The sequence below is a fragment of the Zobellella denitrificans genome (assembly GCF_002237365.1).
Lineage (GTDB): Bacteria > Pseudomonadota > Gammaproteobacteria > Enterobacterales > Aeromonadaceae > Oceanimonas > Oceanimonas denitrificans.
The window spans coordinates 1-23,740 of sequence record NZ_NMUO01000010.1 but is presented as its reverse complement, the minus strand read 5'-3'; the positions used below and the strand labels follow the sequence as shown (position 1 = coordinate 23,740).

The window sequence follows — 23,740 nt, the reverse complement described above, 5'->3', positions numbered from 1 at the left end:
GTTTTGGTCCGGATGGGGCAACAATGGCCGCCTCACCAAAGGAACAGCCAATCAAGGTAACAGGAGAGCCTATGGCCATCTGGGGTCGGGGACTCAGGGCAAAGTCCGTGCTCGCGTTGTTGATTGCCTGCCTGCTCGCCTTCGTCCCGGCCGGCGGCATCGGCTGGCGGATGCTGGCCTCGGTGCAGGAGCATTTCGGCCAGGCCTATGCCCGCAATTTCACCCAGCTCAACCGGCAGAACCTGCTGGTGCCCCTGTCCCGGGATCTGGCCCTGGCCCGGCGTTTCGCCGACTCGGTGCTGACCCGCCAATGGTTGCGGGACGAGGCGGACGAGGCCGGCAAGGCCCTGCTGTTCCGTGAAGCCGAAGGCTTCGCCGCTGATTTCAGCAGTCATTCCTACTTCCTGATCAGCGCCGGCAGCCGCGACTACTACTACCGGGAGCCGGACAAGCCCTTTACCGGCGCCCCCCAGTACCGGCTCGACCCCGACAGCGCCGACGACCAATGGTTTTTCAATATCCTGGCCAGCGGCGACAAGCTCAATATCAACGTCAACCGCGACAGCCGCCTCGGCACCACCCGGGTGTGGCTGAACGTGCTGGTGGAGGAGGAGGGGCGTCCCCTCGGCCTGGCCGGTACCGGCATCGATCTGACCCGCTTTATCCAGGAGTTCATCGCCACCGACGAGCTGGGGGTGACGCCCATGATCATCGACGAGCGGGGCGCCTTCCAGGCTCATCCGGACCCTGCGCTGATCGCCCTGGGGTCGGCCGCCGGCATCCGCGGTGAACAGCGCACCCTGCCCGAACTGCTCGGTTCAACGGCCGAGGGCGAACGCCTGGGCCAACTGATGCGCGAGGCCGCGTCGGCCCCCGACACCGTCGGTACCGGCTGGTTCAGCCTGGACGGACGGCGCCAGCTGCTGGCGGTGAGCTTCATTCCCGAGCTGGACTGGTACCTGGTGACCGCGGTGGACATGAACGCGGCCCAGGTGCTGGAGGCCGGCTTCGTCAACAGCGCCCTCGCGGCCTTTGTCGTCATGCTGGCGGTGCTGCTGCTGGCCCTGGTCTACGCGGTGGACAGGATCATGCTCAGGCCCCTGCGCCGGCTGCAGGGCTCGGCCACCGCCATCGCCCAGGGCCGTTATGATGTCTCCCTGCCGCCGCCCTCGGGGGATGAAATCGGCGATCTCAGCCAAGCCTTCGGGGTGATGGCCGACAAGGTGCGCAGCCACACCCGGGAGCTGGAGCAGAAGGTGCAACACCGTACCCGCGAGCTGGAAGAGGCCAACCGCCGGATGCGCCAGGCCCACCAGCAGATCAACGACTCCATCGACTACGCCAGCCTGATCCAGCGCGCCATACTGCCGGATCAACAACTGACCCAGGTGCTGGGCGAGCACCACTTCGTGCTCTGGCACCCGCGGGACGTGGTGGGCGGCGACTTCTACCTGTTCCATCCCGGCGAGGAGGGACGCTTCCTGGTGGGCGTGGTCGACTGCGCCGGCCACGGGGTGCCGGGCGCGCTGATGACCATGCTGGCCCGGGCGGCGCTGGATCACGCCATCCGCGAGCGGGGCATGGCGTCACCGGCGGCCGTGCTGACGCTGGCGGATGCGACCCTGCGCGGCATGCTGCAGGACTGCGATCTGCCGCGGGGCCTGGCCACCAACATGGACGTGGGCCTGGCCTGCGTGGATCCGGGCGCGGGCCAACTGGTGTTCGCCGGCGCCAAGATGTCGCTCTATTACAGCGACGGCGAGCGGGTGGAGGAATGCAAGGGCAGCCGGCGGACCCTGCTGGACAGGCGCGATGCCCGCTTCGAGGACAGCCGCATTCCCCTGAGTGCCGACCATATCTACTACCTGGCCACCGATGGCTACCTGGATCAGGCCGGCGGCACCAAGGGCTTTGGCCTGGGCGGCAGCCGCTTCCGGGAGTTGCTGCGTACCCATTCCCGGCTGCCCCTGGCGGAGCAGGCCGAGGCGCTGCGCCAGGCGCTGGACGACTACAGGGGCAGCCATCCGCAGCGGGACGACATTACCCTGCTCGCCTTTAAAATCGACGCATGCTGAACGAGGGATTCCGATGCCAGCCATAGACCTGCTTTCGATCCGGGAGCAATTCAACGAAAACCAGATACTGCTCTGTTTCAACGGTCCCATTTCCCGTAGTCTTATCGAGGAAATCGGCAATGCCCTGCGCAACTACCTGCAGGCGGAGAATGCCCTGCCCGCCGCGGCCATGGACGTGTTCGGGGTTTATATCGAACTGACCCAGAACATCCGCCATTACGCCGGCCGCATGGGCTACAGCGAGCGCGACGGCTCCGCCACCGTGGTGGTGGCGCGGGGAGAGGACGGCCACTATATGGTGCTGGCGGGCAACCGGGTCGAGCTGGCCGATGGCCAGGCCCTGTGCCGGCGTATCGAACAGCTGGCCGGCATGGACAAGGCGGCGCTGAAGGCGGCCTACAAGACCCAGCTGCGCCAGCCGAGGGCGGAAGACAGCGGCACCGGTGCCGGTCTGGGCCTGCTGGACGTGGCCAGGAAGTCTTCCCGGCCGATGACGGCCAAGCTGGTGGACACCGGCGAAGGCCGGGGGTTTTTCAGTTTATTGGCGGTAATATGAGCGTGAACCCGGAATTAGCTATGAAGTCGTTGAATATCACAGGAACCCGATCCACCCCGGACATTCTCTGCAACCCGGATACCGGCGTGGTCGCCATGAGCGGCGACTCCTATCCCGAAAACTCCTTCGAGTTCTTCAACGAGGTGATCGAATGGGTGGAACAGTTTCTGGCACAGGCCGAGCGCCCGCTGCGCCTGGAGCTTAGGCTCATCTACATGAACACCAGCAGCGTCAAGGCCATGATGGACATCTTCGACCTGCTGGAGGCGGCCTTCGGGCAGGGCCGGCAGGTGCTGGTGCAGTGGTTCTACGATCCGGACAACGAACGGGTGGTGGAGCTGGCCGAGGAGTTCAGGGAAGACTGCAGCTTCCCCTTCGATATCCTGCCCCATGACTAGCCGGCTGCCCGACGACGCCGAGCTGGAACGGCTGCTGAGCGCCCCGGAGCACAGGGACAACCCCCTGCTGCCGGTATTGAAGGTGCTGCTGGAGCGGGACAGGGAGCATCGCCTCCGGCTGGAGCGGCTGCTGCGCATCTCCGACTGCAGCTATGATCTGGCCCGCTCCCAGACCGAGGATCTGTTGCAGCAGTACGACAGGCAACTGCGCCGGCTGGAGAAGATCACCCGCATTTCCGATCGCTACCAGCGCAGCCTGCTCGAACTCAACGACCGGCTCAAGCAGGCTGCCCTGCGCGATCCCCTCACCGGCCTGGCCAACCGCCGGTTGCTGATGGAGCGGCTGGGAGAGGAGCAGGAACGCTGCCGGCGCGGTAGTGCCCCGTTCTGCCTGGCGATGCTGGACGTGGATCATTTCAAGCGCATCAACGATGCCTTCGGTCACGACGTGGGCGACCGGGTGCTCTGCCTGCTGGCCCAGGCCATCGGTGGCCAGCTGCGCGGTTACGATCTCTGTGCCCGCTGGGGCGGCGAGGAATTCATGCTGCTGTTGCCGGATACCCGCCTCGAGCAGGCCCGGCAACTGGTCGAGCGGATCATGGAAGCGGTGCGCGGCCTGCGGCTGGCGGACATCGACGAGCAACTGCTGCTCAGCGTGAGCGTGGGGCTCACCGCCTATCAGCCCCATGAAGCGCTGGACAGGACCATCAACCGGGCCGACGGCGAGCTGATCCGGGCCAAGCGCAGCGGCCGGGACCGGCTGCAGGTGGCCGTCCCCTGAGCGGGACAGGCAAACTTCAATTCGGAAAGAGACAAATGGCAACCTTGTTGGGGCCGGCGGACTTCGTCGACATGCCCTGGAAAAACGGCGGCGGCACCACCCGGGAACTGTACCGGCAACCCGTCGAGGGCGATCTTGAACTGCGGGTCTCCATGGCCCGGGTGGGGCAGAGCGGCCCCTTTTCCTTCTTTCCCGGCATCGATCGCACTCTGATGCTGGTGGACGGCGACGGTTTCGAACTGGAGATGGCCGGCGAACGGCGGCGGATGACGGAACCCTTTGTCCCCCTGCACTTCAACGGCGAGACGGCGGTGGACTGCCGGCTGCTGGGCGGTGCCTGCCTGGACTTCAATGTGATGGCCGCCCGCCACTGGGGCCGGGCCGAAACGGCGGTTCACCGTCTGGCGCCCGGCCAGCGCTACCGCAGCGAGCACCCCCGGGCCCGCCTGCTGTACCGGCATGCCGACGTGCCCGAGCTCTGGGTGCTGGCGTCGGGGGAAGCCCTGGCGTTGGCGGCCGGGGAGCAGGCCGAGGTGCTGGTGGAAATCACCCTTTATCCCCTTGACGGAGCCTGAACCATGCTGCCCTATATCGAACGAGAGACCGGGCCTGAGCCCGATGCCTGCGTGATCTGGCTGCACGGCCTGGGCGCCGATGGCCACGATTTCGCCCCCATAGTGCCCGAGCTGGGGCTGCCACCCGAGCTGCGGGTGCGTTTTCTCTTTCCCCATGCGCCGGCCATTCCGGTCACCGTCAACGGCGGCTTCGTGATGCCGGCCTGGTACGATATCCTGTCGCTGGAGATAGAGCGCAAGGTGGACGAGACCCAGCTGCGGGCCTCGGCCCGGGCGGTGCAGGCCTTGATTGAGCAACAAATCGGGCAGGGCATCGACAGCCGCCGCATCGTGCTGGCCGGGTTTTCCCAGGGCGGCGCCGTGGCCTACGAGGCGGCGCTCGGCTTCGACCGGCCCCTGGGTGGCCTGGTCGCCATGTCCACCTATCTCGCGACCGCCGCCAGCCTGGAACTCAATGACGCCAACCGGCAACTGCCGGTGCAGGTACTGCATGGCAGCCGGGATCCGGTGGTGCCCGAGCTGCTGGGGCAGAAGGCCTGCCGGGAGCTGGAGCGGCTCGGCCTCCTGCCCGAATACCACAGCTACCCCATGGAGCACAGCGTCTGTGCCGCCGAGATCCGGGATATTTCCCGTTTTCTGTGCCGTGCCCTGGCGCCGGCCTAATCCGCAATAACCAAGGTAAGCAAATGAACATCAACGAATTGCAGCAAAAGCTCGAGCAGGCCCCCGAAACAATCGAATTCGCCGAGGTGATCGCCCTGGTCGACAGCCTCTATGACTTCACTCCCACCGCCTTTACCAACGGCGATCAGGAGAACCCGGCGGGGCAGAACAACGGCTCCTGCAAGCTGTTCGCCTTCGCCCGCCTGCAAGGCTTCAGCGAGGAAGAAACCCTGGCCTGCTTCGGCGCCTTCTACCGTGACGACGTGCTTGGCAACCCCGAGGGCCGGGACCACCAGAATATCCGCAACTTTATCAAAACCGGCTGGCTCGGCATCGAGTTCGCGGCTCAGCCGCTGGCTCCCAAGGCGTAAGGCCCAAGGGTCGGTTTCAATCGACCGTCCGAATACCCGGAGCTGCTTCTGGTCGAATAAATTCGACCCTACAGGATGCACCGGAGCCTGCCGTAGGGTCCACTTCAGTGGACCTTCCACCACAGGCTCCAGTGGTTTGGGCCGAATAAATTCGACCCTGCAGCGGGCGCCTGTTCACTTCCACCTGGTGCGGTACCAGGCCAGCAGGTTGCGGCTGCGGTAGCTGAGCAGGGCCAGCAGGATCAGCACGCAGCCTGCGATTTTCTGGGGCGGCATCGGCTCCAGATACCAGAACACGCTGATCAATACCGTCCACACCGGCTCCAGCATCATGATGATGGCGGCATTGGCCACGTTGCTGAACTTCTGGCCCATGGTCTGGCAGGCGAAGCGCAGCGAGGTCGCCAGCAGCACGCTGGCGGCGAACCAGCCCCAGGTCTGGGACGGTATCCGCTCCGGCCACAGCTCGAACAGCGCGGAGTAGAGCAGGTTCATCACCCCGGTCACCGCCAGGTGCAGAAAGGTCAGGGCCACCGGCGGAATACGGCGGGCAAAGCGGCTGTTGAGGTTGAAATAGAGCGCCATCGACAGCGACGCCAGCAGGAACAGCAACTGGCCGAGGGACAGGCTGAGGCCGCTGCCCATGGTGAGCAGGAACAGGCCCGAGACGGCGATGGGCAGGGCGGTCCAGAAGGCGCGGTTGGGCCGCTCCTTGAACAGCAGCCAGGCCACCAGCGGTACCATCAGCATCGACAGGCTCATGATAAAGGCTCCCTCGCCGATGCCCTCGCTGTGGGACACCGCCAGTATCCAGAACAGCAGGTTCATGCCCATGATGGTGCCGACGGCGCCGGCCTTGAGCAGGTTGGCGGCGGGAATGGCCAGCAACTGCCGCCAGCAGAAGGGCAGCAGCAGCAGGGCGGCGAGCAGGAAGCGCCAGCCGACGAAGCCGGCGGGCGGCAGGCCGTTGAGGGCTTCCTTGGAAAACAGCCAGCCGGCGGAGGCCAGCAGGGTGGCCGTGAGAATGAACAGATCGCCTCGCCGTTCCGGCAGCATCATCAGGACCTCATCTGAAAGCACCGGCAAGGCTGGCGCCCCCTCTGTGCGGCAGGTGGAAAGGGGGCATGCGGACCGGCAGTGAATGCGTTTGAGTACTCACTACTCTATGCCATCGGGCCGGGTTTTCACACTGTAAAGGTCGCGACCTTGCAGTTCAGCTCCGCCGCCTGCTCGCTCAGCAGATTGGCCTGCCGGCGCGAACGGTTGGTGTCTTCGGCCAGCCGATCGGTCACATCCTTGATGCTGGTGGTGTTGCGGGTGATGTCCCCGCTGACCTGGCTTTGCTCCTCGGCGGCGGTGGCGATCTGGGCAGCCATGTCGCAGATCCGGGTCACGTCCCGGTAGATATGGTCCAGGGCCAAGGCAGCCTGGTCGGCATCGGTCACGGTACCCTGGGCCAGCCGGGCGCTCTGTTCCATCAGTGCCACCGCCTTGCCGGTGGTCTGCTGCAAGTTGGCGATCATCGTCTGGATTTCTCCGGTGGAGGTATGGGTTCGTTGCGACAGCACCCGGACTTCATCCGCTACCACGGCAAAACCCCGGCCCTGGGCACCGGCCCGCGCCGCCTCTATGGCGGCGTTCAGTGCCAGCAGATTGGTCTGCTCGGCAATGCCCTGGATGGTGGCCAGGATGGAGTTGATGTCCTGGGCATGGCGGTTCAGCTCCTGGATCACGGCGGAAGCCTGCACGATTTCTCCGGCCAGATGGTTGATGGAGTGCCGGCTTTGCAGCACCAGGTCGCGGCCCTGCTCGGTACTGCCCGAGGCACTGAGAGCGGCCTGGGCGGCCTGTTCGGCATGGCGGGCGATCTCCTGGGTGGCGGAGGCCATTTCGGTGATGGCGGTGGCGACCAGGGTGATTTCCTGCTGCTGCCGGTTCAGCTCGGCCGCGGTGAGATCCGCCTGCTGTTCACCCTGGCGGGCGCTGTCGCCCAGCTCCCGTGCCTGCTGGCGTATGTGACTGATCAACTCGGCCAGGCTGCCGACAAACTGGTTGAAGCTCAGGGCCAGGGTGCCGACTTCATCCTTGCTGTCCAGCCTTATCCGCCGGGTCAGATCCCCGCCGCCGTCGGCGATCAGGGTCAAGGCTCCGGATACCTGTTGCAGCGGCCGGAACAGCCGGTTGCACAGCAGGTTGAAGGCTAGCACGCATAAGGCCAGCACCGCGAGTGTTGCCAGCGCCTGTTCCCACAGGGTCCGGTAGAGCGGGGCCAGCACGCTGCCCCGATCGATGAACACCAGGGTGCTCAAATGGCTGCCATCAATGGGGGCGACGTAGAGGTAGTGAGGGCTGCTGTTCAGGCTGAGGCGGCTGAGACCGCCGCTGTTGCCCAGCCGCTTGACCAGTTCCGGGGTCAGTTCGGGGCTCTTGTCAGCGATCGGCCGGTTGAGCAGGCGGGTGTCCTGATCGGCGAAGATGATGCCCTGATCGGTGGTGAGCAGCATATGGCCGCTGCCGGGCAGCCTGACCTGGCGCAGTTGCTGCAGCAGATCCTCGATGTCCACATCGGCACCCAGTACCACCCGTTGTTGCCCCAGCCGGGCGACCAGACCGAGCGACACCACATTGGCGCCGGTGGCAGCCGCCACGGTCGGGTTATCCATAAAGACCCGTTCGGGGGCTTTCAGGGCGTTCTGGTACCAGCCCCAGCGCCGGGGATCATTGTTATCCGGCGGCAGTACCACCCTATTGGCATTCTGCTGTGAGCCGTCGCCGAAGGCGACAAAGACATTGTCGAAACGGCCCGAGTCTTTCACCTGGCGCAGGTGCGTCACCAGATGCTGTTCATCCACGTTGTCGGGAAAGGCGGCCAGGGCCGCCTCCCGCGAGACCAGCCAGTCGGTTACGTACTGATTGTAGGCATGGGTCACACTGAACAGGCGCTCGTTCAGTTCCTCATCGAGCCGGTTCAGCGAGGCGATGAACGACAAGGTGGTGACCACCACGCCGCCCAGGGCAATGGCGAGGCTGGCGGAAAGGGATAGTTTCTGTTTCAGCGTCAGGTGGAGCATCAACCGGTTCCTGTCAGGGGGTGGAGGGAGTCTGTGTGCGTGGGTGACCGGCGCGGGGACAACACTGTTGCCGGCGGTACCGGTCGCCAGACATGGCTAGATACTCACCTTGGAATGGTAGGACTCCATGATGGCCTTGAGCGCCGCCATTTTTTCGGTGCCGGGCGGCATAAGCCCTTCCAGCGGATAGGCCTGGCCGAAGCTGGCCCATTTGTGGCTGCCCAGGTTGTGGTAGGGCAGCAGCTCCACCTTTTCTACCGCCGGACCCAGGCTGGCGATAAAGCGGCCCAGGGCGTCGATGTCGGCCTCGTCGTCGCTCCAGCCCGGCACTACCACGTGACGGATCCACATGGCCTGGCCCCGTTCGGCCAGGTAACGGGCCAGCGCCAGGGCGAAGCGGTTGCTGACCTGGGTCAGCGGGATATGCTGTTCGTCGCGGATATGCTTGAGATCGAGCAGCACCAGATCGGTGCTGTCGAGCAGCCGGTCGAGGGCGGCGTCGTGATGGTGCACGAAGCCGTTGGTGTCCAGGCAGGTGTGCAGGCCCTCGGCCTTACAGGCTTCGAACAGCTCGGTGACGAAGGGCATCTGCAGCAGAGGTTCGCCGCCGGACACGGTGATGCCGCCGCCGGACGCCCGCATAAAAGGCCGGTAGCTGAGCAGCTCCGGCATCAGCTCGGCCACCGTGACCTCGCGGCCGGCGTCGGTGTCCCAGCTGTCCCGGTTGTGGCAGTACAGGCAGCGCATCAGGCAGCCCTGCATAAACACCAGGAAGCGGATGCCGGGACCGTCGACGGTGGCGCAGCTTTCGGTGGAATGGATTCGTCCGCTAATGGCCATGGTTCCTCCCCAGGAGTGTCGGTGCCATGCCCAAATGCCGAGTTCAGGATTTTCGGCATGGCTTGCCATTAAAGAGAAAGTCGGCCAAAGGGCCAACTCCGCCGACACGCTGTAAATACCTCCCTGTACGCTCGCACATGCCATCCCTGGCATGTGACGGTCGGCGGAGCCGCTCCCTTTGGCCTTCTGATTTGACTTGAGTGTTGTCTGTTTGAGACCGCCTGGAGAATGGCTGACAGTCTGTTTCACTGATATAACTGTAGTCTCCAGTCCCCAGCCCCCGTCTTTTACATCGACTCGGTAAAGGTCCGGGTGATCACATCCCGTTGCTGCTCGGGGGTCAGGGCGTTGAAGCGCACCGCGTAGCCCGACACCCTGATGGTCAGCTGGGGGTACTTGTCCGGGTGCTCGATGGCGTCGAGCAGCATCTCCCGGTTCATCACGTTGACGTTGAGGTGCTGGCCGCCCTCGCGTCCGGCCTCGTGATGGAAGTAGCCGTCCATCAGCGCCGCCAGGTTGCGCTGCCGGCCCCCTTCATCCTTGCCCAGCGCCTTCGGCACTATGGAGAAGGTGTAGGAGATACCGTCCTTGGCGTGGCTGAAGGGCAGCTTGGCCACCGAGGTCAGCGACGCCAGGGCGCCTTTTTCATCCCGGCCGTGCATGGGGTTGGCACCGGGGCCGAAGGGCTCGCCGGCGCGGCGGCCGTCCGGGGTGTTGCCGGTTTTCTTGCCGTACACCACGTTGGAGGTGATGGTCAGCACCGACTGGGTCGGAATGGCATCCCGGTAGCAGGGATGGGCCTTGATCTTGTCCATGAAACGGCGCACCAGATCGCAGGCGATGTCGTCCACCCGGTCGTCGTTGTTGCCGAATTTGGGGAAGTCGCCCTCTATCTCGAAGTCCACCGCCAGTCCGGACTCGTCGCGCACCGGTTTCACCCTGGCGTACTTGATGGCGCTCAGGGAGTCGGCGGTTACCGACAGCCCGGCGATACCGCAGGCCATGGTGCGCACCACGTCCTTGTCGTGGAACGCCATCTGGATGGCCTCGTAGGCATACTTGTCGTGGCTGTAGTGGATCACGTTGAGGGCGGTCACGTACTGGGTGGCCAGCCAGTCCATCAGGCTGTCGAGGCGGCTCATCACCTGCTCATAGTCCAGCACCTCGCCCTTGAGCGGCTCGGCCCTGGGGCCGACCTGGATTTTCAGCTTCTCGTCCACGCCGCCGTTGATGGCGTAGAGCAGGGTCTTGGCCAGGTTGGCGCGGGCACCGAAGAACTGCATCTGCTTGCCCACCACCATGGGCGACACGCAGCAGGCGATGGCGTAGTCGTCGGAGTCGAAGTCCGCGCGCATCAGATCGTCGTTCTCGTACTGGATGGCGGAGGTGTCGATAGAGACCTTGGCCACATAGTCCTTGAACGCCCGCGGCAGTTGCTCGGACCAGAGCACGGTCAGGTTCGGCTCCGGGCTGGGGCCCATGTTGTACAGGCTATGCAGGTAGCGGAAGCTGGTCTTGGTGACCAGGGGGCGGCCGTCCAGGCCCATGCCGGCCAGGGACTCGGTGGCCCAGATGGGGTCGCCGGAGAACAGCTCGTCGTACTCGGGGGTACGCAGGAAGCGCACCATGCGCAGCTTCATGATGAAGTGATCCACCAGCTCCTGGGCCTGGGCCTCGGTGAGGCTGCCTTCACGCAGATCCCGCTCGATATACACATCGAGGAAGGTGGAAGTGCGACCCAGCGACATGGCGGCGCCGTTCTGGGACTTGATGGCGGCCAGGTAGGCGAAGTAGAGCCATTGCACCGCTTCCTTGGCATTGGCGGCGGGGCGGCCCAGATCGAAGCCGTAACCGGCGGCCATGGTCTTGAGATCGGCCAGGGCGCGCACCTGCTCGGCCAGCTCTTCGCGCAGCTGCAGGGTGCGGGACAGATCGATACCCGCCTCCAGATCCGCCTGGGTGGAGGCGATCTGGGCCTTTTTATCCTTGATCAGGAAATCCACGCCGTAGAGGGCGCAGCGGCGGTAGTCGCCGATGATGCGGCCACGGCCATAGGCGTCGGGCAGGCCGGTGAGCACCCCGGACTTGCGGCAGTTGAGGATGTCCTTGGTGTAGAGGTCGAATACCGCTTGGTTGTGGGTCTTGCGATAGTCGGAAAACACCTTGCTCACCTGCGGGTCCAGCTCGCGGCCATAGGCCTGGCAGGAAGCCTCGACCATGCGCACGCCGCCATAGGGCAGGATGGCGCGCTTGAGCGGCGCCTCGGTCTGCAGGCCGACCACCTGCTCCAGCTCCCGGTCGATGTAGCCGGGGGCGTGGGAGGTGATGGTGGACGGATTGTCGGTGTCGAAGTCGAGCGGGGCGTGGGTGCGGTTTTCCTCGGCGATGCCGTTCATCACCTGCTCCCACAGGGCCAGGGTGGCCGGGGTAGGGCCGGCCAGGAAGCCGTCGCCGCCCTCGTAGGGGCTGTAGTTGGCCTGGATGAAGTCGCGTACATTGACTTCCTGTTGCCAGTTTTCGCCACCGAAGCCGCGCCAGGCGTGCTCGAAATTGTTGTTGACCTGTGCCATAAAAACCTCCGCTGAACGGCTGGCGACGCCCGAATGGACAAGGTGCGGGCGCCATTACCTGATGGCTTCAGACTACTGCCGAGGGGGTAGCCGGCCGTTGATCTGGATCAACCTTGGCTTCTGAATTTTTGTAATTTTACTACACTTTCGCCTGTGCCCATCGATGGGCCCGTTACGAGACCCTCCTTTAATCACCAGACTTCATGCCGTGTTACAGCATAGTAAAGAAAGCATTGCGCTACCACTTTGGACATAACTGGAGCGATACAATGTGGTAATAAAAAACAGATCCATTTTTTCGGCGGGACGCTATCAGCGCTTAATCGGACTCAGGCTTTTGTCAGTCTCTGGTTGTGCTAGAATGTGCGCACTTTTGTTCAAACAAGGATTCCCATGAAGGTAATCGAAGGGCTGATGGCCGCGCCCGAGGCCAAGGTGGCGATCGTGGTCGCCCGCTTCAACAGCTTTATCAACGACAGCCTGGTGGCCGGCGCCCTGGACGTGCTCAAGCGTCAGGGCCAGGTACAGGACGACAACATCACCCTGGTACGGGTACCCGGCGCGGTCGAGATCCCGCTGGTGTGCAAGAAGCTCGCCAAGAGCGGCCAGTACGACGCCATCGTCGCCCTGGGCTGTGTCATCCGCGGCGGCACCTACCACTTCGACCTGGTGGCCAACGAGAACAGCAAGGGCATGGCCAGCGTGATGATGGAATTCGAAGTGCCCATCGCCTTCGGCGTGCTGACCACCGAAAACATCGAACAGGCCATCGAGCGCGCTGGCACCAAGGCGGGCAACAAGGGCGCGGAAGCGGCCCTCAGCGCACTGGAAATGATCAACGTCCTGCAAGCGCTGGACTAAGAGGAGTACTGCATTGAAACCGTCTGAACGCCGCAAGGCCCGCCGCCTCGCCACCCAGGCCATCTATCAGTGGCAAATGACCAAGGATAACGTGGCCGACATCGCCCAGCAGTTCCTGCTGGAGCAGGACACCAAGGGCGTGGATCTGGACTATTTCCGCGATCTGCTGTTCGGGGTCTCAGTACACGCCGCCGAGCTGGACGCGGTGTTTTCCCCCTACCTGTCCCGTCCGCTGGCGGATCTCGATATGGTGGACAAGGCGGTGCTGCGGTTGGCCACCTATGAGCTGACCCGGCGTGAGGATGTGCCTTATCGGGTAGTGATCAACGAAGCCATCGAGTTGGCCAAGGCCTTCGCCGCCGAAGAGAGCCACAAGTTCGTCAACGGCGTGCTCGACAAGGTTGTCAAGCAGTTAAAAAAATAACGACAAGCATCGGGAAAAAGCCAGCAGCCGCTGGCTTTTCATTTTCTATGAATGAATTTGAAATAATAAGACACTATTTTACCGCCGACAGCGGCCGCAAGGACGTGCTGATGGGGCCGGGGGACGACTGTGCCCTGCTGCAGGTGCCGCCCCAGACCTGGCTGGCGGTGAGCACGGATACCCTGGTTGCCGGGGTGCACTTCTTCGCCGACATGGATCCGGTGGCCCTGGGCCACAAGGCCCTGGCGGTGAACCTCTCGGATCTGGCGGCCATGGGCGCGGATCCGCGCTGGGTTTCGCTGGCGCTGACCCTGCCCGCGGTCGACGAAGGCTGGATAAAAGGCTTTTGCGCCGGCTTCTTCGAGCTGGCGGAATATTACAACGTGGCCCTGGTGGGCGGCGACATGACCAAGGGACCCTTGTCGATCACCGTGACGGTGCACGGCACCCTGCCCGAGGGCAAGGGCCTGCGGCGCAGCGGCGCCCGGGTGGGGGACGGCGTCTACGTCACCGGCACCCTGGGCGATGCGGCGCTGGGCTTGCAGCAGCGGCTCGGCCATATCACGGTGCCGGACGAGCACCTGGACTTTGTGCGCACCAAGTTCGAACATCCCCACCCCCGCATCCTGGCCGGCCAGGCGCTGCGCGACATCGCCTCCAGCGCCCTGGACATCTCCGACGGCCTGGCCGGGGACCTGGCCCATATCACCACCGCCTCCGGGGTGCGTGCCCAACTGGAGCTGGAGCAGCTGCCCCTGAGCGAGGCCATGAAGGCGTCCGTGCCCCGGGAACGGGGCTGGGAGCTGGCCCTGACCGGCGGCGAGGACTACGAGCTGTGCTTTACCGTGCCGGAAACCCACCGCGGCCAGCTGGAGACCGCCCTGGCCCACTGCGGGGTCAAGTTCACCCGCATCGGCCGCATCCTGGCCGGCGAACCCGGCGTGGAGCTGCTGGCCGAGGGCAAGCCCTATCGGTTGCAGGCCCAGAGCTGGGATCATTTTCGGAGTGCCTGAATGAGAAAACCCGAGCTGGCGGCGCTCAAGCTGTCCAACCCGCTGCACCTGCTGGCCCTGGGCTTCGGCTCCGGCCTGAGCCCGGTGATGCCCGGCACCATGGGTACCCTGGCGGCCATTCCCCTCTACCTGCTGGTGCAGGGGTTGCCGCTGTGGGCCTATCTGGGGCTATTGGTGCTGGGCTTCGTGGCCGGCATCAAGATCTGCGAGGCGGCCACCCGGGCCATCGGCCGGCATGATCACGGCGCCATCGTGTGGGACGAGATCATCGGCTTCGGCATCACCATGATAGCGGCGCCGGCGGGCTGGGGCTGGATTGCGGCCGGCTTCGTGCTGTTCCGCTTCTTCGACATCGCCAAGCCCTGGCCCATCCGCTGGTTCGACCGCCGGGTGCACGGCGGCGTCGGCATCATGCTGGACGATGTTATCGCCGGCCTGTTCGCCCTGGCCTGCCTGCAGGGGCTGGCCGCCTTCTTGTAACCCCCGCGCTTTTAACCGCGGGATCCTGCACTGTCGTCACTCCCGTGGCCCTCGTCACTCCCGCGCAGGCGGGAGTCTATCAAACCCAGCCAGCCGCAAGACCCGTGCAGGCCGCTACTGGCTGTCCGCCTTCGCGGACATGACGGATTTTGGGGCAGCCACCCTGGGCGCGGTGTCAACCGCGCGCTCCTGCAGGCGATGGGGAGCGGCGTTGTTCCACGCGGCTGAAGCCGAGCCTGCCATTGCTTTGGGAACTCGCCGGGATTGGTTTATTCCGGGCCGAACCCGAGGCGGGGAAAACGTTTTCCACCGGTTTTTACCTGGCCGACATCACCTTTGGGTGTTTCCGCACTTGCTTTTTAGAGCAAAGTTTCTATTCTTTTTTGGTTCGCGCTGATCTATCTTGATTTGAAGGTTTAGTCATAAATTCTGATTAAAAACTAATGTTTAATATTTGTTGCTAAAATTGTGAGCTGGCTCCGGATAACTGCGATTCAGTTTTTCGTGAACAGGCTTACAATGCTTGCAAATGTTACTTTCTCGCGCCCGTCCATGATCCGGGCGGGAAGGCGGCTCCGGGCCGAAAGCCCCGGGCCGGCCGCGAGAGACACTAAAGGCCGGCCGCCCGGGCGGTTGGAAAGGATGCGGTACAGCGGGGCTTGCCCCGGTTAAGGATGAAGATGTCCCTGCTAGAAGTGAAACACCTGCGGATCGAGTATCCGTCCCGCCACGGCGTCATGGCCGCCGTCGAGGATCTGTCCTTCACCATCGAGAAGGGGGAAATCCTCGGGGTGGTCGGCGAGTCCGGCGCCGGCAAGTCCACCATCGGCAACGCCGTTATCGATCTGCTGAGCCCGCCCGGGCGCATCGCCAGCGGCGACGTCTACCTGGACGGGGAAAAAATTTCCGACCTGGAGCCCGCCGCCATTCGCGCCGTGCGCGGCCGGCGCATCGGCTTTATCTTCCAGGATCCCATGACTTCGCTCAATCCGCTGTTCACGGTGGAATACCAGATGGTCGAGACCCTGCTGGCCAACACCGAACTGAGCCGCGAGCAGGCCCGCAAGAAGGCGGTGTCCCTGCTCGAGGCGGTGGGCATTCCCCAGCCCGAGCTGCGCATCAAGCAGTATCCGCACCAGTTTTCCGGCGGCATGCGCCAACGGGTGGTGATCGCCATCGCCCTGTCGTGCGATCCGGAGCTGATCATCGCCGACGAGCCCACCACGGCGCTGGACGTGTCCATCCAGGATCAGATCCTCACCCTCATTCGCACCCTGTGCAAGGAGCGCAACGTGGGCTGCATGCTGGTCACCCACGACATGGGCGTGGTGTCGAACGTGACCGACCGGGTGGCGGTGATGTACCGCGGCCGGCTGGTGGAAATCGGCCCCACCCAGAAGGTGCTGGGCAACCCCGAACATGCCTATACCCGCAGCCTTATCTCCGCCGTGCCCCGCTCCGACGTCAAGCTGGTGCGCTTTCCGCTGGTGTCCTATATCGAGGACGCCAGGGAAATGGTGCACCTGGATCTGAAAACCCACTGGCTGGGCCGGCGTCAGGATCAGCGGCAATACCAGGGCGCCCTGCTCAGGGTGGAGCACTGCAACCTGCGCTTCGTGACCAAGGACTCCATCTTTCCCTCGCGCCGGGAATACCTGCAGGCCACCCATGACGTCAGCTTCGAAATCGTCGAAGGCGAGACCTTCGGCCTGGTGGGGGAGTCGGGCTCCGGCAAGTCCACCATCGCCCGGGCCATCACCGGGCTTTACCCGCCCGACAGCGGCCAGATCTGGTTCGAGGGCATAGAGCTCACCGCCATCAAGACCGAGCAGGAGCGCCGCCCCCTGCGCCGGCAGATGCAGATGGTGTTCCAGAATCCCTATTCCTCCCTCAACCCGCGCATGCGGGTGGAAGACATCATCGCCGAGCCGATCCGCTTCCACCAACTGGCGGATAACGAAGCGCAGATCCGGGGCATCGTCGCCGATCTGCTCGACTATGTGGGCCTGGGCCGGGCTGCCGGGGTCAAGTTCCCCCACGAATTCTCGGGCGGCCAGCGCCAGCGCATCTCCATCGCCCGGGCCCTGGCCACCCGGCCACGGCTGCTGATCTGCGACGAGCCCACCTCGGCGCTGGATGTCTCGGTGCAGGCACAAATCCTCAACCTGCTGAAGGATCTGCAGGATGAACTCAAGCTCACCATGCTGTTTATCAGTCACGATCTGCCGGTGATCCGGCAGATGTGCGACCGCATCGGGGTGATGAAAAAAGGCACCCTGGTGGAGGTGGCACCGACCGAACAGCTGTTTACCAAGGCGGCGGATCCCTACAGCCGCTCACTGATTTCCCTGATGCCCGAGTTCAAGGGCATGTCCCGGGAAGGTCTGGATATTTCAGACGTGGCCGCCGGCCAAAACTAATCCCATCGACGGAGTGTGAAATGAAAAAAGGACTCAACAAAGTAACAGCGGCGCTGCTTGCCGCCGGTTTCGCCTTCAGCCTGCAGGCGGCGGACATCACCATCGCCTACGACTCGGATCCCACTTCCATGGATCCCCACGAGCAGTTGTCGGGCCAGACCCTGGAGATGTCGCACCTGCTGTTCGACCCCCTAGTGCGCTGGACCAAGGAATTCGACTTCGAGCCGCGGCTGGCGGAGAAGTGGGAGCGGATCGACGAAGAAACCATGCGCTTCCACCTTCGGCAGGGCGTCAAATTCCACAGCGGCAACGAGCTGACCGCCGACGACGTGATCTGGACCTTCGACCGGCTGAAGGAATCCCCCGACTTCAAGGCCATCTTCGAGCCCTTCGTCAAGGCGGTGAAGGTGGACGACCACACCGTGGATCTGGTGACCTCGGGTCCCTTCCCGCTGGTGCTGAACACCGTCACCTACCTGTTCCCGATGGACTCCAAGTTCTACAGCGGCACCACCGAGGAGGGCAAGGACAAGGGAGAAGTGGTCAAGCACGGCAGCTCCTTCGCCTCCACCAATGTGTCCGGCACCGGCCCCTTCAAGCTCAAGTTCCGCCAGCAGGGGGTCAAGGTGGAATACGAGCGCAACGCCGACTACTGGGACACCCAGTCGCCCGGTAACGTGGATAACATTACCCTGGTGCCGATCAAGGAAGACGCCACCCGGGTGGCGGCCCTGCTGGCCGGCGACGTGGACTTTATCAAGCCGGTGTCCCCCAACGACCACGACAGGGTCAAGGCGGCCGCCAACGTCAAACTGGTGACCGAACCGGGCACCCGCATCATCACCTTCCAGCTCAACCAGGACCGCTTCGAGCCGTTCAGGGACGTGCGGGTACGCCAGGCGGTGAATTACGCCATCAACCAGGACGGCATCGTCCAGCGCATCATGCGCGGCTTCGCCACCACCGCCGGCCAGCAGCCGCCCGCCGGCTATTTCGGCCACAACCCCGAACTGGTACCGCTGTTCGATCTGGACAAGGCCAAGCAGCTGATGGAGGAGGCCGGCTACAAGGACGGCTTCAAGATCAGCATGATCGCCCCCAACAACCGCTACGTGAACGACTTCCGCATCGCCGAGGCGGTGAAGGCGATGCTGGCGCGCATCAATATCGACGTGGATCTGAAGACCATGCCGGTGGCCCAGTACTGGCCCGAGTTCGACAAGTGCGATGCCGACATGCTGATGATCGGCTGGCACTCGGACACCGAGGACACCGCCAACTTCTCCGAGTTCCTGACCATGACCCGCAACAGCGAAACCGGTCGCGGCCAGTACAACTGCGGCCATTACTCCAATCCCAAGCTGGACGGCCTGATCGAGGCGGCCAACCTGGAAACCGACCTGCCCAAGCGGGAGGCCATGCTGCAGCAGGCCGAGCGCATTCTCTATGACGACGCCGCCTTCGTGCCGCTGCACTGGCAGAACCTGGCCTGGGGCGCGCGCAACAACCTGGAAGCCGAGCCCATCGTCAACGCCATGGACTTCCCCTACCTGGGCGACCTGGTGGTGAAGGAGTAATTAAAAACCGGGGAGTCGGGGCCGGGGAACGGTCACAGATCCCCGGTCCCTGGCCACCGAGCCTGAAGGTGTCGCCGGTTACGCGGATACCCCCGCGTCAGACGGCTGACAAGGCGTCAGGTTTACCCAGGCGGGCAACACCTATGCCAAAGCTGGCGGACAAAGGGAACGGCTCCGCCGACCCTCCGCGCCAGGGAGGGCGCGGCGGAGCCTCCAGGGACGGATTTACGGCGTGTCGGCGGAGTTGGCCCTTTGGCCGACTTATGCGGCCATGACAACGACGTTGTCATCAAGCTGATGTGGATACCTCCGCGTCTTTTTATTACAAGGAAACTTTCAGGTCATGTTGACGTTTTTACTGAAACGGGTGTTCCAGGCCCTGATCGTGATGTTTGTCATCAGCCTGGTGGCCTTTTCCATTCAGGACAACCTGGGCGACCCCCTGCGCGAGCTGGTGGGCCAATCGGTGTCGGAAGAGGTGCGCCAGCAGATGCGGGCCGAGATGGGGCTGAACGATCCCTTCCTGGTCAAGTACGGGCGCTTCGTCGGCAACGCGCTGCGGGGCGACTTCGGCACTTCCTATTTCTTCAAGCAGCCGACCCTGGAGGTGATCTTCCAGAAGCTGCCGGCGACCCTTGAGCTGGTGTTCTGTGCCAGCCTTATCATCATCGCCCTGAGCATACCGCTGGGGGTCTATTCGGCCATCAAGCCCAGATCCTTCCTGTCCAAGGCGATCATGGGCGTGAGCATCATCGGTATTTCGGTGCCGGTCTTCCTCACCGCCATCCTGCTGATGTACGTGTTTTCCATCGAACTCGGCTGGCTGCCCGCCTACGGCCGGGGCACCACCACCAGCCCGCTCGGCTGGGAGTCGGGGCTCTTTAACTGGCAGGGCCTGCGCAACCTGATACTGCCGAGCATCGCCTTGTCGTCCATCATGCTGCCGCTGTTCATCCGCCTGGTGCGCTCCGAGATGCTGGAGCAGCTCAGCGCCGAATACGTCAAGTTCGCCTGGGCCAAGGGGCTGGACAAGTACCGCATCTGGTTTATCCACGCCCTGAAGAACACCCTGCTGCCGCTGATCACCGTGGGTGGGGTGCAGATCGGCACCATGGTGGCCTACACCATCCTCACCGAAACCGTGTTCCAGTGGCCGGGCATCGGCCTGCTGTTCCTCGAGTCCATCAACCGGGTGGACACGCCGCTGATCACCACCTACGTGATCTTCGTCGGCTTTATCTTCGTGGTGACCAACACCATCGTCGATTTGATCTATGGCCTGGTCAACCCCACCGTCAACCTGGCCGCCAAGGGATGAGCACCATGAATACAGACGTCAGCCTGAGCCGCTGGGCCCGCTTCAAGCGGTCGGATTTTTTGTATCACTTTCTGCGCGACAAGGTCGCCATGGTCAGCTTTGCGGTGTTTGTGGCGCTGGCGGCGGCGGCTTTTTTGTCGCCGCTGCTCGCCCCCCACAACCCCTACGATCTGGCCAGTATCGACATCCTCGACTCCGAATTGCCGCCGAGCTGGCTGCCGGGCGGCGACGAGCGCTTTATGCTCGGCACCGACGTGCAGGGCCGCGACATTTTCAGCACCATCCTCTACGGCTCCCGGGTGTCGCTGATGATCGGCCTGGGCGCGGTGGCGCTGCAGCTGGCCATCGGCATCGTGGTGGGGCTGTCCGCCGGCTACTTCGGCGGGCGCATCGACAACTTCCTGATGCGCATCGCCGACGTGCAGCTGTCCTTCTCCACCATGATGGTGGCCATCATCGTCTCGGCGGTGTTCCAGGCCACCCTGGGCGCCGACTTCTATGCCCGGTACGCGGTGCTGATGCTGGTGGTGATCATCGGCCTGGCCGAGTGGCCCCAGTACGCCCGCACCATCCGCGCCACCGTGCTGGCGGAGAAGAAAAAGGAATACGTGGAGGCGGCCCGGGTGATGGGCTTCAGATCCATGCGCATCATGTTCCGCCATATCCTGCCCAACTGCCTGTCGCCGATACTGGTCATCTCCACGGTGCAGGTGGCCAACGCCATCATGAGCGAGGCGGCGCTGTCCTTCCTCGGCCTCGGCATGCCGGTGGACAAGCCCTCGCTGGGGTCGCTGATCAGCATGGGCTTCAGCTACATCTTCTCCGGCTCCTGGTGGATCACCGCCTTCCCCGGCATCTACCTGGTGGTGCTGGTGCTGGTGATCAACCTGCTCGGCGACTGGCTGCGGGATGTGTTCAATCCCAAGGTGTACAAGGGATGAGCCGCTTCCGGTCCATAAGCCCCGGCCCAGGCCTGGGCGTATGGGCCGGCCTGGTCAGCCGGGGGCCAGGCCCTTGATGGCGCCACCGCCGACGGGTGCCGGGAGCCGAAAGCGGGGAAACCCGGAGCGCGGGAGCAGATACGGACGCGGGCCGGGTGCCGGAAGAGCGGCCGAAGGCCGCTGCTTGTGTGAAAAATGTTCGCACCGGCATTCTGGCCATTTGCTCAGACCCGGGTTCTACTGCATAATATGCGCCTCAAAATCTGAGGTGCGGTGTGTCGGTACTCTTAGCATGCCCGTCTATTTTTCAATCAACCATATAAAGTTGCATCATGTCTGACTTATCCATATACAGAAATATCGGTATCTTTGCTCACGTCGACGCGGGCAAGACCACGACCACCGAACGTATCCTCAAGCTGACCGGCAAGATCCATAAACTGGGTGAAGTGCATGACGGTGAATCCACCACCGACTTCATGGAACAGGAAGCCGAGCGCGGTATCACCATCCAGTCCGCGGCCGTCAGCTGCTTCTGGAAAGGCAACCGTTTCAACGTTATCGACACCCCTGGACACGTTGACTTCACCGTTGAAGTGTACCGCTCCCTGAAGGTACTGGACGGCGGTATCGGCGTATTCTGTGGTTCCGGCGGCGTTGAGCCCCAGTCCGAAACCAACTGGCGCTATGCCAACGAATCCGGCGTTGCCCGTATCATCTTCGTCAACAAGCTGGACCGTATCGGTGCCGACTTCCTGCGCGTGGTTCAGCAGACCCGCGACGTGCTGGCCGCCAACCCGGTGGTCATGGTGCTGCCCATCGGCATCGAAGACGAGTTCAAGGGCGTGGTCGACCTGCTGACCCGCAAGGCCTATGTCTGGGACGACAGCGGTGACCCCGACAAGTACACCGTGGAAGACGTGCCGGCCGACATGGTCGAGCTGGTGGAAGAATACCGCGAGAAACTGGTCGAAAGCGCCGTTGAGCAGGACGACGACCTGATGGAAGCCTACATGGAAGGCGAAGAGCCCTCCATCGAGGACATCAAGCGTTGCATCCGCAAGGGTACCCGCACCATGGCCCTGTTCCCGGCCTTCTGTGGTTCCGCGTTCAAGAACAAGGGCATGCAGCTGGTGCTGGACGCCGTTGTCGATTACCTGCCGAGCCCGACCGAAGTCGACCCGCAGCCGCTGACCGACGAAGAAGGCAAGGAAACCGGCGAGTACGCCATCGTTGATCCCGAGGCCCCGCTGAAGGCCCTGGCGTTCAAGATCATGGACGACCGTTTCGGCGCCCTGACCTTCGTGCGTATCTACTCCGGCCGCATCAAGAAGGGTGACACCATCCTCAACAGCGCCACCGGCAAGACCGAGCGGGTTGGCCGCATGGTGGAAATGCACGCCGACCAGCGTACCGACCTGGAATCCGCCCAGGCCGGCGACATCATCGCCATCATCGGCATGAAGAACGTGCAGACCGGCCACACCCTGTGTGATGTCAAGCACCCCTGCACCCTGGAAGCCATGGTGTTCCCCGAGCCGGTGATCTCCATCGCCGTTGCGCCGAAGGACAAGAACGGCTCCGAGAAGATGGGCATCGCCATCGGCAAGATGATCGCCGAAGATCCCTCTTTCCGCGTGGAAACCGACGTGGACTCCGGTGAAACCATCCTCAAGGGCATGGGCGAACTGCACCTGGACATCAAGGTCGACATCCTCAAGCGTACCTACGGCGTCGAGCTGATCGTGGGTGAGCCGCAGGTGGCCTACCGTGAAACCATCACCGCCGAAGTGGAAGACAGCTACACCCACAAGAAGCAGTCCGGTGGTTCCGGTCAGTACGGTAAAATCGACTACATCATCCGTCCGGGCGAGCCGAACACCGGTTTCGTGTTCAAGTCTTCCGTGGTCGGCGGCAACGTACCCAAGGAATTCTGGCCCGCGGTCGAGAAAGGTTTCGGCAGCATGATGAACACCGGTACCATCGCCGGCTTCCCGGTGCTGGACGTTGAGTTCGAGCTGACCGACGGTGCCTACCACGCCGTTGACTCCTCGGCCATCGCCTTCGAAATCGCCGCCAAGGGCGCCTTCCGTCAGTCCATCGCCAAAGCCAAGCCGCAACTGCTGGAGCCGGTGATGAAGGTTGACGTGTTCAGCCCGGAAGACAACGTGGGTGACGTCATCGGCGACCTGAACCGTCGTCGCGGCATGATCAAGGATCAAAACGCCGGCGTGACCGGTGTGCGCATCAAGGCCGAAGTTCCCCTGTCCGAAATGTTCGGTTACATCGGCTCCCTGCGTACCATGACCTCCGGTCGTGGCCAGTTCTCCATGGAGTTCTCGCACTACACCGCTTGCCCGGCCAACGTGGCCGAGAAAGTGGTTGCCCAGGTGAAAGAGCGCAAGGCCGCCGAAGCCAAGAAGTAATGCCGGCGTAAGCCTCTGCATTCAACAAAAACCGCTGCCCCGGCAGCGGTTTTTTTATGGGCGACAGACCGGCTAATAGGGTGGGAAGCCGAACGAGAGGGAACGGCCCGGGGTTGTCCTTATCTTTTGGTGTGCATCGCCGGCGCCCCGGCTTTATCATCGTCGGCCTGTTCTGCTCCTTGACGACGAGAACCACACCGTGCTTTCCCTGTTGCTCGACCGCATTGCCTCCTGTTCCCGCCGGCGCCTGGCCGGGGGGCTTATCCTGCTTTCCATGGCGCTGGTGGCCGCCGGGTTGCTGGGCCTGCCGCTGGCGGGGAGCTGGGCCGGGGGGGGCTGGACCGGGGGCGCACGGGGGCCGGCGGCTTGCGGCGGGGGGT

At 63.6% G+C, this 23,740-nt stretch carries 20 protein-coding genes and 1 pseudogene; 17 read left to right on the top strand and 4 right to left on the bottom strand.

Features of this window, described 5'->3' with window-relative positions; translation table 11 throughout:
- Positions 1 to 71 precede the first annotated feature (71 nt).
- Genes siaA through CGX12_RS03860 form a run of 7 tightly spaced genes read left to right on the top strand, consistent with a single transcriptional unit; the run spans position 72 to position 5,419 of the window.
- Positions 72 to 2,075, top strand: coding sequence for a biofilm regulation protein phosphatase SiaA (gene siaA / locus CGX12_RS03890; protein ID WP_094038590.1), 2,004 nt, complete (start codon positions 72 to 74; stop codon positions 2,073 to 2,075).
- Positions 2,076 to 2,088: 13 nt separating this feature from the next.
- Positions 2,089 to 2,631, top strand: coding sequence for a biofilm regulation protein kinase SiaB (siaB, locus tag CGX12_RS03885; protein ID WP_094038589.1), 543 nt, complete (start codon positions 2,089 to 2,091; stop codon positions 2,629 to 2,631).
- 20 nt (positions 2,632 to 2,651) lie between these two features.
- Positions 2,652 to 3,029, top strand: coding sequence for a biofilm regulation phosphoprotein SiaC (gene siaC / locus CGX12_RS03880; RefSeq protein WP_094038588.1), 378 nt, complete (start codon positions 2,652 to 2,654; stop codon positions 3,027 to 3,029).
- Positions 3,022 to 3,810, top strand: coding sequence for a biofilm regulation diguanylate cyclase SiaD (gene siaD, locus CGX12_RS03875; RefSeq protein WP_094038587.1), 789 nt, complete (start codon positions 3,022 to 3,024; stop codon positions 3,808 to 3,810). Before siaC ends, siaD begins: the two co-directional genes overlap by 8 nt.
- Positions 3,811 to 3,845: 35 nt before the next feature.
- Positions 3,846 to 4,385, top strand: coding sequence for a HutD/Ves family protein (locus CGX12_RS03870; RefSeq protein WP_094038586.1), 540 nt, complete (start codon positions 3,846 to 3,848; stop codon positions 4,383 to 4,385).
- A 3-nt stretch (positions 4,386 to 4,388) separates the two neighbouring features.
- Positions 4,389 to 5,048, top strand: coding sequence for an alpha/beta hydrolase (locus tag CGX12_RS03865; RefSeq protein ID WP_094038585.1), 660 nt, complete (start codon positions 4,389 to 4,391; stop codon positions 5,046 to 5,048).
- A gap of 23 nt (positions 5,049 to 5,071) precedes the next feature.
- On the top strand, positions 5,072 to 5,419 hold the full coding sequence (locus CGX12_RS03860) for a HopJ type III effector protein (RefSeq protein WP_094038584.1): 348 nt from the start codon (positions 5,072 to 5,074) through the stop codon (positions 5,417 to 5,419).
- A gap of 174 nt (positions 5,420 to 5,593) precedes the next feature.
- Here the strand turns inward: CGX12_RS03860 and CGX12_RS03855 are convergent, their stop codons facing one another.
- The 4 genes from CGX12_RS03855 to pflB form a co-directional block, all read right to left on the bottom strand.
- Positions 5,594 to 6,478, bottom strand: a complete 885-nt coding sequence (locus CGX12_RS03855) for a DMT family transporter (RefSeq protein WP_254918199.1) — start codon at positions 6,476 to 6,478, stop codon at positions 5,594 to 5,596.
- Positions 6,479 to 6,603: 125 nt separating this feature from the next.
- Positions 6,604 to 8,490 (bottom strand): methyl-accepting chemotaxis protein, encoded by a 1,887-nt coding sequence (locus CGX12_RS03850; RefSeq protein ID WP_217898115.1) that lies wholly within the window; start codon positions 8,488 to 8,490, stop codon positions 6,604 to 6,606.
- Between the two features lie 96 nt (positions 8,491 to 8,586).
- Positions 8,587 to 9,330 (bottom strand): pyruvate formate lyase 1-activating protein, encoded by a 744-nt coding sequence (pflA, locus tag CGX12_RS03845; RefSeq protein ID WP_094038582.1) that lies wholly within the window; start codon positions 9,328 to 9,330, stop codon positions 8,587 to 8,589.
- Between the two features lie 287 nt (positions 9,331 to 9,617).
- On the bottom strand, positions 9,618 to 11,900 hold the full coding sequence (pflB, locus tag CGX12_RS03840) for a formate C-acetyltransferase (RefSeq protein ID WP_094038581.1): 2,283 nt from the start codon (positions 11,898 to 11,900) through the stop codon (positions 9,618 to 9,620).
- A gap of 393 nt (positions 11,901 to 12,293) precedes the next feature.
- Here pflB and ribH point away from each other — a divergent pair, with 393 nt between their 5' ends.
- From ribH to CGX12_RS20050, 10 genes and pseudogenes are all read left to right on the top strand, one after another.
- The gene (gene ribH / locus CGX12_RS03835; RefSeq protein WP_094038580.1) at positions 12,294 to 12,761 is read left to right on the top strand and encodes a 6,7-dimethyl-8-ribityllumazine synthase; all 468 of its coding nucleotides are present in this window, start codon (positions 12,294 to 12,296) and stop codon (positions 12,759 to 12,761) included.
- Positions 12,762 to 12,774: 13 nt separating this feature from the next.
- Positions 12,775 to 13,185 (top strand): transcription antitermination factor NusB, encoded by a 411-nt coding sequence (nusB, locus tag CGX12_RS03830; protein WP_094038579.1) that lies wholly within the window; start codon positions 12,775 to 12,777, stop codon positions 13,183 to 13,185.
- 47 nt (positions 13,186 to 13,232) lie between these two features.
- Positions 13,233 to 14,198 (top strand): thiamine-phosphate kinase, encoded by a 966-nt coding sequence (thiL, locus tag CGX12_RS03825; RefSeq protein ID WP_094038578.1) that lies wholly within the window; start codon positions 13,233 to 13,235, stop codon positions 14,196 to 14,198.
- Complete coding sequence (locus CGX12_RS03820) at positions 14,199 to 14,678, top strand: phosphatidylglycerophosphatase A family protein (protein ID WP_094038577.1); 480 nt, start codon at positions 14,199 to 14,201, stop codon at positions 14,676 to 14,678.
- A gap of 680 nt (positions 14,679 to 15,358) precedes the next feature.
- Positions 15,359 to 17,098 carry a dipeptide ABC transporter ATP-binding protein gene (locus CGX12_RS03815; RefSeq protein ID WP_094038625.1) on the top strand — a complete coding sequence of 580 codons (1,740 nt, stop codon included), beginning with the start codon at positions 15,359 to 15,361 and terminating at the stop codon, positions 17,096 to 17,098.
- A 20-nt stretch (positions 17,099 to 17,118) separates the two neighbouring features.
- Positions 17,119 to 18,675 carry an ABC transporter substrate-binding protein gene (locus CGX12_RS03810; protein ID WP_094038576.1) on the top strand — a complete coding sequence of 519 codons (1,557 nt, stop codon included), beginning with the start codon at positions 17,119 to 17,121 and terminating at the stop codon, positions 18,673 to 18,675.
- A gap of 343 nt (positions 18,676 to 19,018) precedes the next feature.
- Entirely contained in the window at positions 19,019 to 19,993 is a 975-nt protein-coding gene (locus CGX12_RS03805; RefSeq protein WP_094038575.1) for an ABC transporter permease, read from the top strand.
- A gap of 5 nt (positions 19,994 to 19,998) precedes the next feature.
- Positions 19,999 to 20,934, top strand: coding sequence for an ABC transporter permease (locus CGX12_RS03800; protein WP_198401802.1), 936 nt, complete (start codon positions 19,999 to 20,001; stop codon positions 20,932 to 20,934).
- Positions 20,935 to 21,266: 332 nt separating this feature from the next.
- Complete coding sequence (gene fusA / locus CGX12_RS03795) at positions 21,267 to 23,360, top strand: elongation factor G (RefSeq protein WP_094038573.1); 2,094 nt, start codon at positions 21,267 to 21,269, stop codon at positions 23,358 to 23,360.
- A gap of 199 nt (positions 23,361 to 23,559) precedes the next feature.
- Positions 23,560 to 23,740: pseudogene (locus CGX12_RS20050) on the top strand (hypothetical protein); the annotation flags it as partial.

Excerpts from the sequence above, each read along its gene's own strand:
- CGX12_RS03815 (WP_094038625.1), top strand. The coding sequence starts at position 15,359 with ATGTCCCTGCTAGAAGTGAAACACCTGCGGATCGAGTATCCGTCCCGC.
- CGX12_RS03860 (WP_094038584.1), top strand. The coding sequence starts at position 5,072 with ATGAACATCAACGAATTGCAGCAAAAGCTCGAGCAGGCCCCCGAAACA.
- siaD (WP_094038587.1), top strand. The coding sequence starts at position 3,022 with ATGACTAGCCGGCTGCCCGACGACGCCGAGCTGGAACGGCTGCTGAGC.
- siaA (WP_094038590.1), top strand. The coding sequence starts at position 72 with ATGGCCATCTGGGGTCGGGGACTCAGGGCAAAGTCCGTGCTCGCGTTG.
- CGX12_RS03805 (WP_094038575.1), top strand. The coding sequence starts at position 19,019 with ATGTTGACGTTTTTACTGAAACGGGTGTTCCAGGCCCTGATCGTGATG.
- pflA (WP_094038582.1), bottom strand. The coding sequence starts at position 9,330 with ATGGCCATTAGCGGACGAATCCATTCCACCGAAAGCTGCGCCACCGTC.
- CGX12_RS03800 (WP_198401802.1), top strand. The coding sequence starts at position 19,999 with ATGAATACAGACGTCAGCCTGAGCCGCTGGGCCCGCTTCAAGCGGTCG.
- CGX12_RS03810 (WP_094038576.1), top strand. The coding sequence starts at position 17,119 with ATGAAAAAAGGACTCAACAAAGTAACAGCGGCGCTGCTTGCCGCCGGT.
- ribH (WP_094038580.1), top strand. The coding sequence starts at position 12,294 with ATGAAGGTAATCGAAGGGCTGATGGCCGCGCCCGAGGCCAAGGTGGCG.
- pflB (WP_094038581.1), bottom strand. The coding sequence starts at position 11,900 with ATGGCACAGGTCAACAACAATTTCGAGCACGCCTGGCGCGGCTTCGGT.
- CGX12_RS03820 (WP_094038577.1), top strand. The coding sequence starts at position 14,199 with ATGAGAAAACCCGAGCTGGCGGCGCTCAAGCTGTCCAACCCGCTGCAC.
- fusA (WP_094038573.1), top strand. The coding sequence starts at position 21,267 with ATGTCTGACTTATCCATATACAGAAATATCGGTATCTTTGCTCACGTC.
- thiL (WP_094038578.1), top strand. The coding sequence starts at position 13,233 with ATGAATGAATTTGAAATAATAAGACACTATTTTACCGCCGACAGCGGC.
- CGX12_RS03855 (WP_254918199.1), bottom strand. The coding sequence starts at position 6,478 with ATGATGCTGCCGGAACGGCGAGGCGATCTGTTCATTCTCACGGCCACC.
- siaB (WP_094038589.1), top strand. The coding sequence starts at position 2,089 with ATGCCAGCCATAGACCTGCTTTCGATCCGGGAGCAATTCAACGAAAAC.
- CGX12_RS03870 (WP_094038586.1), top strand. The coding sequence starts at position 3,846 with ATGGCAACCTTGTTGGGGCCGGCGGACTTCGTCGACATGCCCTGGAAA.
- CGX12_RS03865 (WP_094038585.1), top strand. The coding sequence starts at position 4,389 with ATGCTGCCCTATATCGAACGAGAGACCGGGCCTGAGCCCGATGCCTGC.
- siaC (WP_094038588.1), top strand. The coding sequence starts at position 2,652 with ATGAAGTCGTTGAATATCACAGGAACCCGATCCACCCCGGACATTCTC.
- CGX12_RS03850 (WP_217898115.1), bottom strand. The coding sequence starts at position 8,490 with ATGCTCCACCTGACGCTGAAACAGAAACTATCCCTTTCCGCCAGCCTC.